Origin of the sequence: Reyranella sp. (assembly GCF_004296935.1) — a bacterium.
Taxonomy (GTDB): Bacteria; Pseudomonadota; Alphaproteobacteria; order Reyranellales; family Reyranellaceae; genus Reyranella.
The window spans coordinates 20,264-34,732 of the sequence record NZ_SCVH01000139.1 but is presented as its reverse complement, the minus strand read 5'-3'; the positions used below and the strand labels follow the sequence as shown (position 1 = coordinate 34,732).

General features: G+C 67.4%; 15 protein-coding genes. 3 read left to right on the top strand and 12 right to left on the bottom strand.

Features of this window, described 5'->3' with window-relative positions; genetic code table 11:
* The 4 genes from EPO55_RS19615 to EPO55_RS19600 all read right to left on the bottom strand — a co-directional run.
* Positions 1–796: ABC transporter permease (locus EPO55_RS19615; RefSeq protein WP_296338859.1), on the bottom strand; the 796-nt coding region annotated here is incomplete at its 3' end.
* The gene (locus EPO55_RS19610) at positions 796–1,878 is read right to left on the bottom strand and encodes an ABC transporter permease (protein ID WP_296338858.1); all 1,083 of its coding nucleotides are present in this window, start codon (positions 1,876–1,878) and stop codon (positions 796–798) included. The genes EPO55_RS19610 and EPO55_RS19615, both read right to left, overlap by 1 nt.
* Positions 1,875–3,401, bottom strand: coding sequence for an ABC transporter ATP-binding protein (locus EPO55_RS19605; RefSeq protein ID WP_296338860.1), 1,527 nt, complete (start codon positions 3,399–3,401; stop codon positions 1,875–1,877). The genes EPO55_RS19610 and EPO55_RS19605 overlap by 4 nt, the downstream gene beginning before the upstream one ends.
* 5 nt (positions 3,402–3,406) lie before the next feature.
* Positions 3,407–4,396 carry a BMP family protein gene (locus EPO55_RS19600; RefSeq protein ID WP_296338856.1) on the bottom strand — a complete coding sequence of 330 codons (990 nt, stop codon included), beginning with the start codon at positions 4,394–4,396 and terminating at the stop codon, positions 3,407–3,409.
* 117 nt (positions 4,397–4,513) lie between these two features.
* On the opposite strand from EPO55_RS19600, the gene EPO55_RS19595 reads away from it, so the two are divergent.
* Entirely contained in the window at positions 4,514–5,293 is a 780-nt protein-coding gene (locus EPO55_RS19595; RefSeq protein ID WP_296338855.1) for a cysteine hydrolase, read from the top strand.
* 9 nt (positions 5,294–5,302) lie between these two features.
* Here the strand turns inward: EPO55_RS19595 and EPO55_RS19590 are convergent, their stop codons facing one another.
* From EPO55_RS19590 to EPO55_RS19575, 4 genes are read right to left on the bottom strand one after another with little or no spacing between them, the layout of a single operon-like run.
* Positions 5,303–6,148, bottom strand: coding sequence for a phosphodiesterase (locus EPO55_RS19590; RefSeq protein ID WP_296338854.1), 846 nt, complete (start codon positions 6,146–6,148; stop codon positions 5,303–5,305).
* An 11-nt stretch (positions 6,149–6,159) separates the two neighbouring features.
* A complete protein-coding gene (locus EPO55_RS19585) occupies positions 6,160–7,440 on the bottom strand; it encodes an ABC transporter substrate-binding protein (protein ID WP_296338852.1) in 1,281 nt (426 codons plus the stop codon).
* 11 nt (positions 7,441–7,451) lie between these two features.
* Positions 7,452–8,288, bottom strand: a complete 837-nt coding sequence (locus EPO55_RS19580; RefSeq protein ID WP_296338851.1) for a carbohydrate ABC transporter permease — start codon at positions 8,286–8,288, stop codon at positions 7,452–7,454.
* Positions 8,278–9,228 (bottom strand): sugar ABC transporter permease, encoded by a 951-nt coding sequence (locus EPO55_RS19575; protein WP_296338850.1) that lies wholly within the window; start codon positions 9,226–9,228, stop codon positions 8,278–8,280. The genes EPO55_RS19580 and EPO55_RS19575 overlap by 11 nt, the downstream gene beginning before the upstream one ends.
* Positions 9,229–9,365: 137 nt before the next feature.
* Between EPO55_RS19575 and EPO55_RS19570 the strand changes: the two genes are divergently transcribed.
* On the top strand, positions 9,366–10,610 hold the full coding sequence (locus tag EPO55_RS19570; protein ID WP_296338848.1) for a DUF4010 domain-containing protein: 1,245 nt from the start codon (positions 9,366–9,368) through the stop codon (positions 10,608–10,610).
* On the top strand, positions 10,603–11,295 hold the full coding sequence (locus tag EPO55_RS19565) for an alpha/beta hydrolase (RefSeq protein WP_296338846.1): 693 nt from the start codon (positions 10,603–10,605) through the stop codon (positions 11,293–11,295). Before EPO55_RS19570 ends, EPO55_RS19565 begins: the two co-directional genes overlap by 8 nt.
* On the opposite strand, the gene EPO55_RS19560 is transcribed toward EPO55_RS19565, so the two are convergent.
* The 4 genes from EPO55_RS19560 to EPO55_RS19545 are packed head-to-tail and all read right to left on the bottom strand — an operon-like array spanning position 11,276 to position 14,467.
* The gene (locus EPO55_RS19560; protein ID WP_296338844.1) at positions 11,276–12,163 is read right to left on the bottom strand and encodes a DUF3592 domain-containing protein; all 888 of its coding nucleotides are present in this window, start codon (positions 12,161–12,163) and stop codon (positions 11,276–11,278) included. The genes EPO55_RS19565 and EPO55_RS19560 overlap by 20 nt on opposite strands.
* Before the next feature lie 10 nt (positions 12,164–12,173).
* Positions 12,174–12,845: a hypothetical protein gene (locus EPO55_RS19555; protein ID WP_296338843.1), complete on the bottom strand. Its 672-nt coding sequence runs from the start codon at positions 12,843–12,845 to the stop codon at positions 12,174–12,176.
* A 5-nt stretch (positions 12,846–12,850) separates the two neighbouring features.
* On the bottom strand, positions 12,851–13,618 hold the full coding sequence (locus EPO55_RS19550) for an SDR family oxidoreductase (RefSeq protein WP_296338841.1): 768 nt from the start codon (positions 13,616–13,618) through the stop codon (positions 12,851–12,853).
* 6 nt (positions 13,619–13,624) lie between these two features.
* Entirely contained in the window at positions 13,625–14,467 is an 843-nt protein-coding gene (locus tag EPO55_RS19545; protein ID WP_296338839.1) for an aldose 1-epimerase, read from the bottom strand.
* Between the last annotated feature and the right edge of the window lie 2 nt (positions 14,468–14,469).

The window sequence follows — 14,469 nt, the reverse complement described above, 5'->3', positions numbered from 1 at the left end:
TACCCATGGCCGGGAGCTGGAACTGCAATGCCGTGGCCGCGCCGAACAGCAGGCAGGCGGCGATGGTGCGGCCGACGTTCCAGCCGCCGAAGATCACGGCGGCCAGCGCGAGATAGCCCGCACCATTGGTCATGTTCTCGGTGAAGGTATGGATGTCGGCGATCGAGATGAAGGCGCCGGCCATGCCCGCCATGGCGCCGGTGATCAGCACCGCCAGCCACCGCGTGCGCGCGACGGGAATGCCGGCCTTGTCGGCACTGCGCGGCTCGTCGCCGACGGCACGGACGGCGAGGCCAAACGAGGTCTGGTTCAGCATCCACCAGATCAGCAGGATGAGGCCGAAGCCGAAATAGACGATGACCGACTGCTGGAAGAACGCCGTGCCGGCAAACGGCAGATCGCTGAGGCCGGGCACGGAAAGCTTGGGCAGGCCGGGGATCTCCTCGCGCGACAGGCCGCCGAAGATGATGCGGTAGAGGAGCGTGGTGGCGCCCAGCGCCAGGATATTGAAGCCGATGCCGACCACCAACTGGTTGGCGCGCAGGTTGACGCTGAGCCAGGCCTGGACGGCCGAGAGCGCGACCGCGGCCAGCACCGCGCAGCCGACGCCGAGGAAGGGATTGCCGGTTGCCCACGAGCCGAGCGCGCCAAAGAAGGCGGCCGTCAGCATCATGCCTTCGAGGCTGAGGTTGAGGACGCCCGCGCGCTCCGACACGAGTTCGCCGCTGGCCGCCAGCATCAGCGGCATGGCGAGGCGCAAGGTCGAGGCGATGAAGATGGCGAGCGTCTCTTCCATCAGCGCGCTCCCCCTTCCAACTTCTCGACCAGGATCACCGAACCGGCGACGGCGATCACGATCAGGCCCTGGATGACGAGGGTGAGCGCCGACGGCACGCCCGCCATGATCTCCATGGAAATGCCGCCGGAACGCAGGAAGCCGAAGAACAGCGCGCCCGCCAGAACACCCAAGGTGGAACCGCGCGACAGCAGACCGACGACCAGCCCGTCGAAGCCGTAGCCCGAGGAGAAGCCCGCCTTGAGATAGAACTGCTCGCCCTGCAGCATGATGGCGCCGGTGAGCCCGCCGAATCCGCCGGCGATGCCGAGCGCCACCACCAGCAGGAGGCTGCCGGGCATGCCGGCGCGGCGCGCCGCCAGTTCGTTGAGGCCGATGGCGCGCAGGCGCAGGCCGAAGGTCGAGCGTTGCAGCACGACCGCCGTGGCGAGCGCCAGCAGCAGGCAGAGGACGAGGCCGATATGCAGCGGCGATTCGGGATCGCCGGTGAGGCCTGGCAGCTTGGTCGAATCGGGAATGGGCAGCGATTCCGGCAGGGTCGAGGACGAGGTCTGCGGCTGGCGCAGCAGCGCCGTCGACTGCACGCACCAATAGACCATCAGCAGGGCGACAAAACCCAGCAGGAGCGTCGAGATCACCTCGTTGGTGCCGAAGCGGACTTTCATCACGCCGGCGATGCCGCCCCAGACCGCGCCGGCGAGCGTGCCGGCCAGCAGCGGCAGGATCACGGCAAGCCCCAGCGGCAGGCCGGCGATCGGCGGCCAGAGTGCCAGCGCCGTGGCCGCGATGCCGCCGACGGCGATCTGGCCCTCGCCGCCCACGTTGGTGAGGTTGGCACGTGCGGCCAGGATGAAGCCAAGGCCAATCAGCGCCAGCGACACGGCGCGGTTGATCGAAGCGCCGAAAGCGAAGGCGGTGCCGAAGGCGCCATCGAGGAAGGCTTCGATGGCGTCGGGCACCGACTTGCCGCTGATCGCGATCAGCAGCAGGCCGATCGCCATCGAGCCGATCACGGCGGCAAAGGGAATCGACAGCGCCATCAGCCGGCGGCGGTCGGGCATACGAAGCGCGAGCGCGGTCATGCGAGCTGGCCCGACATGAGGGCGCCGATGGCGCCGCGCTCGCCCATCTCGGCCGGGCGCTCGCCCACCAGGCGGCCGCGATAGAGCACGGCGATACGGTCGGCGACGGCGATCAGCTCGTCGAGTTCGCTGGAGATCAGCAGCACGCCGACGCCGCGGCGGGCGGCGGCGCGGATCTGGCGATAGACCGCCTCGACCGCGCTGACGTCGAGACCGCGCGTCGGCTGGGCCGCGACCAGCGCCACCAGCGGATCGAGCGTGAGCTCGCGACCGAGCACCGCCTTCTGCTGGTTGCCGCCGGAGAGGCCGGAAAAGGCCACGTCCGGCCCGGCGGCGCGGACGTCGAATTCCTTCATCTGCACCTCGGCCGCCTCGTTCAGCGCCCGGCGCTGCAGCAGGCCGAAACGGGTGAAGCGGTCGAGTTTGTTCAGGTACATGTTCTCGGCCACCGACATGGCGGTGACGCAGGCCACGGCATGGCGATCCTCGGGCACGATGCCGCCGCCCGCTGCCGTGACGGCGGCCGCGCCGGCATGGGTGAGTTCGGTCTCGCCGATGAAGTAGCGGCCTTCGGTCGGCGCCAGCAGGCCCGCCAGCACCATGCCGAGCTCGCTCTGGCCATTGCCCTCGACGCCGGCCAGGCCGACGATCTCGCCGGGGCGGACTTCGAGGGTGAAATTGTCGAGGCGCGTGGCGCCGTGGCGGTCCTGCACAGTGAGGCCGTCGCACACCAAGGCGAAGCCCGGCCTCGCTTCCGCCGATCCCTCGTCCTGCTCGTCGCCCGCCTTGGAATCGGAGAGTGCCACGTCGAGCGGCTTCACCTCCCGGCCGACCATGGCCTGGACCAGCTGGCCCATGTCGGCCGTCGCCATGTCAGCTTGGGCCACCAGACGGCCGGTGCGCAGCACCGCCACCTTGTCGGCGACCTTGGCGATCTCGGCCAGCTTATGGGTCACCAGGATGACGGCGCGGCCAGAATCAGCCACACGGCGGCAGATGTCGAGCAGCGCGCCGATTTCCGAAGGCGGCAGCACGGCGGTGGGCTCGTCGAGCACCAGCAGCTGCGGATCGCGCATCAGGCACTTCACGATCTCGGCGCGCTGGCGCTCACCCACCGAGAGCTCACCGACGACGGCGTTCGGATCGAGCACGAAGCCGAAGCGATCGGCGATGTCGCTGATGCGGGCGGCAAAGGCCTGGCGGTTGAGTATGCCCCTGGCCTGGCCCAGCATCAGGTTCTCGACCACGGTCATGCGCGGCACCAGGCTGAAATGCTGGTGCACCATGGCGATGCCCTGCTCCAGCGCCTCGGCCGGGCTGGGTGGCAGCCACGCCTCCTCGGCGAACTGCATTTGTCCGGCGCTGGGCGCATAGACGCCGAAGATCAGGTTGCACAATGTCGACTTGCCGGCGCCGTTCTCGCCCAGCAGGCAATGGACGGTACCGGCATGAACATCGAGCGTGATGCCCTCCAGGGCCTGCAGGCTGCCGAAGCGCTTGCCGAGGCCCTGGAGGGAAAGCAGCGGGCTCAGGCGTCGAGCACCTTGATCTTGCCCGACAGGAGATCCTTCTTGATCTCCTCGAGCTTGGCCTTCTGCTCGGGCGTGCCCTTGCAGATCACCATGTCGGAGGACTTCGGCCCCATCGCCAGGCCGAAGGGCTTGAACTCGGGCTTCCAGGTGCCGGCCGCGGCCTGCTCGATGGCGTACTCGACCTGGTAGCCGACGCCGGTGATCGAATAGGCGACGTAGAGCGGATCGGTACCGCAGCGGTCTGTGTAGCTGCCGATCACGTGCGTGCCCTTCTCGCGCGCCGCCTGCTCCATGCCGCGCAGGCCGAGGTTGAGGATGTGGTAGTGCACGTCGGCACCCTGGGAGATGGCGGCGAGCGTGGCTTCCTTGGCCTTGGCGACGTCGTCGAAGTCGCCGGTGTAGTTCTCGATGTACTTGATCTTCGGATTGACGTAGCGCGCGCCGTTGCCGAATTCGATGCCGGTGTTCTTGATGGCGGGGATTTCGAGGCCGCCGACGTAGGACACGGCGCCGGTCTTCGACAGCATCGCGGCGGCGGCGCCGGCCACGAAGCCGATCTCGGCCTGGCGGACGTCGTAGCCCGAGACGTTGGCGGGCTTCTTGGGGTCGGCGTTGCCGCCGATGATGGCGAACTTCACCTTGGGGAAGCGCGGCGCCACCTTGAAGACCGAGGCCTGGGTCTGGCCGCCGACGCCGATCACCAGCTCGTTCTTGCCGGCCAGCGCCACCAGCACCTGCTCCATGTCGCCGAACTTCACGTTCTCGATGTATTTCACGGTGATCTTGGCGCCGAGCTTCTTCTCGGCGGCCTGCAGGCCGTCATAGCCCGACTCCATCCAGCCCTTGTCGGACTTCGAGCCCGGGATCAGCACACCGACTGTCAAAGGGCCGGCGGCCCGTACCGGTGCGGCGAGGCCGCCCAGCATCACCAGACCGGCGGCGCCGGCGGTTCCAGTCAAGAATCCACGGCGATCGAACTTGTTCATGGTCGTGCTCCCCCTCGTTGTCGTCATTCCTCGGGACAAGGAGCACGCAATCGCCGTGCCAACTGGCAGGGAACTTGCTTTGATCCCCACAATCACAGGACCATCGGGAGGGATTTCATGGCCACCAAACTGCATCCGCTGGGCGCGCCGCGCGCCGGCTACGTCTGGGGGGCCAATACGGGCCATATCGACATGGCGACCACGCCGGCCAGGCCAGTGCCGCTCAGGATCGCGGCGGCGCCACAGAACATCACGATCGACCTCAAGCGCAGCGCCATGATCGTGATCGACATGCAGAACGACTTCTGCGCCAAGGGCGGCTGGGTCGATTATCTGGGCGCCGACTACACGCCGGACCGCAAGCCGATCAAGCCGCTGCAAAAACTCCTGCCCGTCCTGCGCCAGGCCGGCATGCCCGTGATCTGGGTGAACTGGGGCAACCGGCCCGACCTCGCCAACATGCCGCCCAACCAGATCCATCTCTACAAGCCGGCAGGCACCGGCATCGGCCTCGGCGATCCCCTGCCCGGCAGCGGCGCCCCGGTGCTGCAGAAGGATTCGTGGGCCGCCGCCGTGGTCGACGAACTCGAGCAGAAGCCGGACGACATCAAGGTCGACAAGCACCGCATCAGCGGCTTCTGGGACACGCCGCTCGATTCGATCCTGCGCAATCTCGGCGTCCGCACTGCCCTGTTCTCGGGCGTCAATACCGACCAGTGCGTGCTGCACAGCCTGACCGACGCCAACTTCCTGGGCTACGGCTGCGTGCTTGTGGAAGACTGCTGCGCCACGACCTCGCCCGATTTCTGCACCGAGGCCACGATCTGGAACGTGAAGAAGTGCTTCGGCTTCGTGACCGACTCGGGGAAGATTTTGAAGGCGCTGAAGAAGAAGTAGCCGCGCCTTCTAGGCAGCCTCCGCGTTGAGCGCGCGACCGGGATAGTCGACATCGAGGACGAAGGGAAACGGCCCGGCGAAGTCACCGATAACGACGCCGTGCGTCACGAGGCCCGCCTCCAGCGACCACAGATGCAAATGGAAGCCCGGCGGCTCCATGCTGAAGGTCGCCGGGCTGCCGTCCGGGATCAGGTCGAGCGTGACTTGGTGCGCAGTGCTGGGGGCCACCGAGCCGATGGTACCGGCCCAGCGTGTGGTGATCGGCCGATGATGATGACCGCAGACCACGCGCTCGACATTGTCGTAGCGCCGCAGCAGGTCCGCCATGGACGGGCCGTTTCGGCAATTGATGTTGTCCATGTCGACCAGGCCGGTGCGGAATGGCGGGTGATGCATGAAGATCAAGGTCGGCCGGTCGGGCTGCTCCTCGAGGCGGGCCGCCAGCCACGCCAGACGCTTCGGGCACATCTCGCCATGGCCGTGGCCCGGCACGACAGTATCGAACCCGATCAGCCGCAGCGGATGGGTATCGACGGTGTAGTGCAGAAAGCCATCGCTGTTGTCGAAGTAGCCGTCGGACGCGAACTCGGAGAAGAGTTCGGGCCGGCGGTCGTGATTGCCCGGCACCAGATAGGCCGGCATGGACAAGGGCGCGAGAAGGGCGCGCAGGACCTGATACTCCTCGATCAGGCCGCAATCGGTGAGGTCGCCCGAGGCGATCACCAGGTCGGGTCGGCGCGGCAGCGCTTCCAGTGCGGCGACGGCCGCCGCCAGCATGGCGTTGCTGTCGACCCGGCCATAGGCGATCTTGCCACGAGGCCGGATGTGCATGTCGGTGATCTGGGCGACGATCATGGATGGCTCCCCTATTGCGGCAGCTTGAGCGCAGTCTGCTCGACGTAGGGCCGCATCAGCTCGTCGGCCTTCTTCTTGCCGTTCATCATCGCCTGGATTTCATCCTCCAGCGCCTTGCGCACTGCCACGGTCTGATAGGTGGCGAACCACGGCTTGGCGTAGGGCAGCTGCTCGAGCGCCACCTTGGCGTCGGGGTTCTTGGCGATGAACGCCTTCATCTCGGCCGTGTCGTAGGCCGACTTGCGTGGCGAGAAGTAGCCGGTGAAGCGGCTCCAGCCGCCGAGTGTGTCGGCCGACGAAAGCCACTTGATGAACTTCCAGCCGGCCTTCTTGCTGTCTTCGCTCTGGCCGTTGAACATGACCAAGGAGGCGCCGCCGATCGGCACGGCGTTGCGAACATTCTTCGGCACGAAAGCGACCTCGTAGGGCGCCTTCATGTTCTCGCGGATAAACGACAGCGAGCCGGTCGAGAGCAACATCATCGATGCCTTGCCGGCGAAGAACGATGTCGAGACACCGCCCGCCTCGACGACACCCTGCGCCATCACCTTGTGTTTGAATATCAGATCCTCGAGGAAGCGCGCGGCGCCCAGCATCGAGGCGGTGTCGTAGTAGACCTCGCCGCCGTATTCCTCGTTGAAGTAGCGGCCGCCGTTGGACAGCGTGAGCGCTTCCATCAGCCAGCCGAGATAGTCGTAGCCCGCCGGCATGGTGAAGCCGTAGCGCTCGACCTTGTCACCGTCGCGTTTGGTCAATTTCTTCGCGGCATCCGCGAGTTCGGCCCAGGTACGTGGCGGCTTGGCCGGGTCGAGGCCCGCTTCCTTGAAGTGATCGACGTTGTAGTAGAGCAACGGCGTCGAGTTGTGGAACGGCACGCTGTAGAGCTCGCCCTCGACCATGGCGTTGGCGTGCAGCGCCGGCCAGAAATCGGCCAGGAAGGCATCCCGCGTGGCGCCGTCCGCCTTGAGCATCGGCTCGAGCGACTGGATATCGCCCGAGAGCTTGAGATCGACGTTGAAGTTGGCGCTCATCAGCACGACCGCCGGCGGCTTGCCGGCCTTGGCAGCGGCCTGGGCCTTGAGCTTGGTGTCGTCGTAGCCGCCGGTGTAGACGGCGGTCACTTCGACCTCCTTCTGGCTCTCGTTGTAGCTCTTCACCAGGCGTGTCATCTCGCGCGCCAGCTTGCCCTCGACGGGGACGGGAAAGAAGAAATCGATCTTGGTTTGCGCCGCCGCCGGCAGTGCAAACGAAAGTGCCAGAGCACCGATCGCCAAACGGGATATTGCTGACATGGTTGAGCCTCCTAGCCCTTCACTCCACTGAACACGAAACTGTCGACGAACCGCCGCTGGAAGGCGACGAAGACCACGGCGAGCGGCGCCATGACGAGAAGCGTGCCGGCCGCCAGCACGCCCCATTCCTTGCCGCCCTCGGCGCCGCGTGTGAACGCGGCGAGGCCGATGGTGAGCGTGTGCTTGGCGGGATCGTTGATCACCATCAGCGGCCACAGGAACTCGTTCCAGTGGGCGGTCACCGAGACGATGGCGAAGGCCACCAGCCCCGGCTGGGCCATCGGCAGCAGCACGTACCAGACGATCGCCCACCACGGTGCGCCGTCGATCGCCGCGGCCTCCTCGAAGTCGCGCGGCAGGGCGAGGAAAGTCTGGCGCATGAGGAAGGTGCCGAAGGCCGAGGCGAAGTACGGCGCCATCGCGCCAGGCAGGGTATCGTAGAGGCCAAGATCGACGATCGTGCGCAGGTTGGGCACGATCAGCGCCGGTGGCACCAGCATGAGCTGCATCAGGAAGACGTAGAACAGCACGTCACGGCCAGGAAAGCGCAGCCGGGCAAAGGCGTATCCCGCCAGGCTGACCGTGACGCACTGGACCGCCAGCACGCCCACGACGACGATGAAGGTGTTCACATAGTAGAGGCCGAAAGCGCCGCTCTCGAGTGCGTTGCGAATGTTCTCCAGCGTCTGTGGCGTGTCCGGCATCAGCGAGGCCATCCGCGCGCTGCCGGCGCCCTCGGGCCGGAACGCGGCGACGAGCGTCCACAGAAACGGTGTCGCCCACAGGAAAGCGACCGCGGCCAACAGCGCCATGCCAAGGGCCTGCCACAGGCGGCGCTCAAGCCTCATGGTGCGAACCCCGGCTCATGATCCGCATCGAGGCCAGCGAGATCGCAAGCAGGACGACCACGCTCAGAAGGGTCGCCGCGGCCGCCTTGCCGATCTCGAAGTTCTCGTGCGCTGCCTGGAAGATGTAATAGAGCAGCAGGTTGGTGGCGTTCGACGGGCCGCCTCGCGTCAGCACGATCACATGGTCGACGCTGGTCAGCAGATTGATCAGCGCGATGACGACCACGAAGCTGGTGGTTGGCAGCAGCGCCGGCAGGATGACGTAGCGCAGCCGCTGCCAGGCGTTGGCGCCGTCGATCAGCGCCGCCTCGATGGTGTCGCGCGGGATGTTCTGCAGGCCGGCAATGTAGAAGAGCATGTAGTAGCCCGCGTTCTTCCATACCGTCAGGCCGATCACCGACCACAGAGCGATATCCGAATCGCCCAGCCAGTTCGGCCCGCTGACGCCGATCTTGGCGAGGTAGTAGTCGAGCAGCCCGATGCCCGGCAGGAAGATGAAGAAGAACAGCGAGGCGGCGGCGACCAGCGGCACCAGCGAGGGGAAGAAAAACACCGTGCGCAGGACCGCCGAGAAGCGGCTCGAGCGCTGGACCGCGAGCGCGAAGGCGAGCGCCAGCGCCAGGGTCGGGATCAGGGTACCCAGCGCGTAGACGAGGTTGTTGAGCGCCGCCTGTCGGAAGGCGGGATCGGCCAGCACCTTGGTGTAGTTCCCGAGCCCGACGAAGGTCGCCGTAACCGCGCCGGTTCCGTGCGGATGATCGTACAGCGATTCGACGATGACCCGGACGACAGGCAGATAGGTGAACAGACCGAGGAACAGCAGCGATGGCGCCAGCAGCGCATATGGCAGATAGCTGCGCCGCCGCGGCCGCCGTCTGGGCACCACGACAGGCCCTCGGTCGACGCCTTCCAGGATTCCAGTCGTGCCCGCCAAGCTCATGCTCACCTCAGGCGGCTCAATAGGCAGCGTGGAACAAGGTCTGGTTACGAGGTCGCTACGGTTCGGTGACGGTCCTCGAAAGGCGTGGGATAATGGCGATCGTTGCCGCCACCCACTCAATGAGCGCGGAAAGTTTCATGCCGCCCGTCAGCCCCCTGGTCCTCAATCTCGCCGTCGCGCTCGGCATCGGCCTGCTGATCGGCATCGATCGCGAGCGCCGCAAGGGTACCGGGCCGGATCGCGCAGCGGCCGGCATCCGTACCTTCACCATCACTTCGCTCTGTGGTGCCATCGCCGTCATCGCCGGCGGCGACCTGCTGCTCGCGGTCGTGACGGTGGGCGTTTTCGCGCTGGCGGCGCTGGCCTATTGGCGGGCCCAGGACCGCGACCCCGGCCTCACGACCGAGGCGGCTCTGGTGGCGACGGCGCTACTGGGCGGCCTCGCCATCCACGAGCCGGCGTTGGCGGCGGGGCTCGGCGTGATCGTGGCGGGCCTGCTGACGGCGCGCACCGCCATCCATCGCTTCGTGCGTTCGGTGCTGACGGAGGAAGAGGTCCGTGACGGGCTGATCTTCGCCGCCGCCACGCTCGTCGTCCTGCCGCTGCTGCCGGACAAGGCGATCGGCCCTTATGGCGCACTCAACCCGCGCACGATCTGGATCGTGGTCGTGCTGGTGATGGGCGTGAGCGCGCTGGGCTACATCGCCGTGCGCCTGATGGGCGCCCGCTTCGGCCTGCCGCTGGCGGGCCTTGCCTCGGGGTTCGTGTCGAGCATCGCCACCATCGGCGCGATGGGCGCGCGCGCGGCCCGGAACGGCGAGCTCCTGAGACCGGCAGTGGCCGGCGCCGTACTCTCGACCGTCGCCACGATCGTTCAATTGACCGTCCTGCTCGCCGCCACCAGTACCGCCACTCTGCTTGCGCTTGCAGCCCCTCTCGCCTGCGCCGGCGCGGCGGCAATTCTCTATGGCGGCGTCTTCACGGTGCTCGCGCTGCGGCACAAGGTCGAGCAGCAGGACGAACCGGGTCACGCTTTCAGCCTGAGGTCGGCCCTCCTGTTTGCCGCCCTGTTGTCCGCCATCCTGCTCGCCTCGGCGGCCCTGCAGGACTGGGCGGGCAACGCGGGCGTGCTCGCGGTCGCAGGACTCGCCGGCCTCGCCGACACCCATTCCGCCGCGATCTCGGTGGCCGCGCTGGTCGCATCCGACCGGCTCGGCGTCCAGGATGCAGTCGTTCCCATCCTGGCCGCGGTCACGACAAACACCCTCACCAAGGCGATCTTCGCCGTCACCGGCGGCGGCACCGCTTTCGCGGTGCGCGTCATTCCCGGACTGATCCTGGTAATCGCCGCGGCCTGGGCGGGGGCGCGAATCCTTGGCTGAGCTGGTCCTTCTTCCCGGCTTCATGTGCGATCAGGATCTGTGGACCGACATGGCCGCCGACCTCGAGGCGTTGGGCCCTCTGCACTACGGCAACGTCTACCAGGACGACACGCTGGAGGGCATGGCGCGGCGGGTCCTTGACGCCGGCCCCGAGCGGTTCGTGCTGGTGGGCTTCTCGATGGGCGGGTTCGTCGCCCGCGTGCTCACCCTGATGGCGCCCGAGCGCGTGAGCGGCGTGGCCTTCGTCGCCTCCTCGGCGCGCGGCTATTCAGATGAGGAAACGGCGCGGCGCAAGGCGGGCTATCGGCCCGGCGACCGGCCGCCGCGCGCCGCCGGCGCCGTCTCGACGGCGATGGGCCTGCACCCGGACCGCGAGAAGGATCCCGTCCTGCTCGACCGCCTGCGCGGCATGCAGCGCCGCCTCGGCCCCGGGGTGCGCAAAGGACAGGCCGCCCTGGTGCGGCGCGACGGCTACGCCGACCTCGAACGCATTGCCTGCCCCGCGCTCGTGATCGCCTGTCGCCAGGACCGGCTGAGGAGCTTCGCCGAGACCGAACGCATGGCGAAGCACCTGCCGCACGCACGCTTCGAGGTGATCGAGGACTGCGGCCACATGGCACCGCTGGAACGGCCGCACGAGCTTAGCGGTCTGCTCCGGGACTGGATCAGGCGCGAAGGCCTGTAGCTCGCCGCCGTACTCGTCGCGACAACCACACCGCGCCGCCGAACACGAGGGCGACGGCGAAGGCCGCGGCGGAAGGCAGCCAGATGTCGACGAACGACACGATGCGGGCACGGATCGGGTTGGCCGGATCGTAGATCACCGTCACGCGGTCACCCTGGGCAAACGCCCTCTCGCTGCCGCCCCGGCCATGGAAGTCGATCTCGCGGCCGCCCTCGCGCGTCTTGAAGCGCACGACGGGAGCGAAAGAGACGCGCTCGACCGTGCGATCGACCTCCCGCCCGTCGGCCCGCCGCACGCTCTCGGACTCGCTGCGTCGGCTCTCGCGGTTCTCGAGGACGACGCCTTCGGCTCGCACGCCGCCGGTGTAGAGATCGGCGGCGCTCAGCAGAACGAAGGCCCCGATCAGGCCGGCCCCCGCGGCGATGATGGCGAAAGCCGCTTCACCCACAACGGCGAGGTCGATGCCGCGGGAGAGTGCCCAGGCCACGGTGCCGAACAGCATCCAGAAGCCGCCGAAGACCGTGACGAATATCGCCGAGAGCCACAGGCGGTCGAAGGTATCGATGCGGAAATCGCGCGGATCCTGCGGCATGTAAAGGATCGTGACCTTGTCGCCCACGGCGAAGTCGGGCGCCCCCGATGCAAGATCCGTCACCTCCTGTGTCACACCGCCCGGCAATTCGAAGCGCACCACGGGCGCGTACATGTCGCCCTCGCGGCGAATCTCGATCACCTCGCCGTCGGCACGCTCGCCATGAAGGACATGACGCAGGCTGCCGAGGCCCAGCGCCAGGCCGCCGGCCAGGATCAGCCCGCCGATCCCGAGGACGATCCAGGAAATCCAGCGCCAGTCGCGATCGGCGGCCATGGCAGCGGCCTCAGGCGGGACGCTGGCGGAGCGCATCGACGATCGCCACGAGGCGGCCGCCCTGGGGTGTGGCGGGATCGAGCAGCTGTTCGCGCGGCGTCGTCTCGGCCAGCCGGCTCAGCTCCATCAGCGCACGAATGTGCTGGCGCCGCGTCAGCCGGTGCTGGGAGGAGCGATGGCGAAAGAACAGCCGCACCAACTGGCCCTCGCCGACCAGCGCGCCGAGCTCGGTCGCGGTGCAGTAGATCAGGAAGCAGGTGAAGATCCAGATCTGCGCCGCCACGAAGCGATGCACGACGAAATGGTCGGCGACCGCCTGGAGCGCCGGCCCGATGCCGTCGCCCTGCAGCGTATAGTGCACGACCTGCTCGAGCAGGCGCACGACCAGGACGACCAGGGTGTAGAAGACCGTCTTGTAGAGAATCGGCTGGATAAGCGGCGCGCCGCGGAAGCGGTCGATGAGGCGGAACTTGTCCATCACCAGGATGGTCTTGCCCACGACCAGCGCCGCGCCGGTCGCCAGCAGGAACCCCGAGAGATGAAACCAGTAGCCCTGGGTCAACAGATTGGTGGTGAAGACGATCAGGTTGAACGCGATCACGAAATAGAGCGTCGGCGGCAGAATGTGCCGCATCTCCTTCAGCCAGAAGCGATAGACGCGGACGGCCAGCGACGGCTTCATCGCAGTCACATCCGCCCGCCATCGACGACGAAATTCTGCGCCGTCACCAGGCGGCTGTCGTCGGCCGCGAGCCACAGCGCCATGCGGGCGATGTCGGGCGGATAGACCTTCTCCTTGAGACACTGAGCCATCATCAGGGCGGCTTCGGCTTCCGGCGTCAGCCACAGGTCGATCTGGCGCTGGGTCATGATCCAGCCGGGCGTGATGGCATTGAGGCGGATGCCGTCGGGCCCGAGGTCACGGGCGAGGCCGCGCGTCATGCCGATGACGGCCGCCTTGGCCGCCTGATAGACCGAGAGCTGCGGCGTCATGGTGTGGTAGCTGACCGAGCTGAAATTCACGATCGACCCGCCGCCCGCCTTCTTCATGCCGGGGGCCACGGCCTGGATGGCGAAGTATTGGTGCCGCAGATTGACGGCGATGCGCTCGTCCCAGAACGCCGGCGTCACGTCCGCGAGATCGTGGCGGTCGTCGCGCGCGGCATTGTTGATCAGGACGGTGACGGGCCCGAACTTTGCGGCGACTGCATTGATTGCAGACTGGTAGGCAGCGATGTCGCGTACGTCGCACTTGGCGAACAGCGGCGGCGGATAGCCGGCGGCGCCCAGCTTCTCGACCAGGGCCTTCGACGCCGGCTCGTCTATGTCGACGAAACCCACCTTGGCGCCTTGCCCGGCGAAGTGCTCGACGATCGAGGCACCGATGCCCGAGCCGCCGCCGGAAACGAACACGACGCGGCCGGCAAGGCTGGGGTAGGAGGCGAATTTCGACATGGATCCTCACAACATGAACGGACGAAACGCGATCTCGCCTGCGAGGGCGGCGCCCGCGGGCAACAGCGCTCGGGCGACGGCACCGTTGGCATGGCTCACCGGCTCGACGCAGAAATGCGGCCGGCCCTTTGGAACATAGATCACGAGATGGCGAAACGGCTCCGTTGCCTCGAGGGTGAGGCCGAGGCCGCGCCGGGGCCAGCGGATCGTGGCCCGGCCGTCCCAGCCATCGAAACAGTTGTCGAGGATGACATCGTCGACCGGGCGGGAGTGGGCAAAGCTCCACTCCGGCGGCACGGTAACGCGGTCGATCGGCAGGACGTCGGCATCGGCCCGCCACACGCCCTCAACCCGGCACGCGAGTTCCGTGTCGGCATCGCGCGAGAAGAAGGGATGCAGGCCGAGACCCGCCGGCACTGGCCGGCTCTCGAGATTCTCGATCGTCATGGCGACGGCCAACCTATCCTCGTCGAGGCGGAACACCTGCCCAGCACGGTAGCGGAACGGCCATCCGTCCTGGCCGTCATGCTCGTAGACCAGCTCGGCGGAGCCCGGACCCTGACGCGCGACTTGCCAGGGCCTGGCCCAGCCATCGCCATGCATCGGATGGCGCTGGCCCGGCCAGTTGGCCTTCAGGATGATTTCCTCGCCGCCGACAACGAGACGGCCGTTCGCGATGCGATTGGAATAAGGCACCAGCGGATAGCAGGCCATCGCGGCACCATCGGCCGGCCGCAGCAGGTCGAACGCGCCGTCCGCAGTCTCGATGGCAAAGCGGGCGATCGATCCGCCGGCGGCGGGCGCGAGATCGACCGCGAGCCGTCCGGCCCGCAACGACAAAATCGTCACCG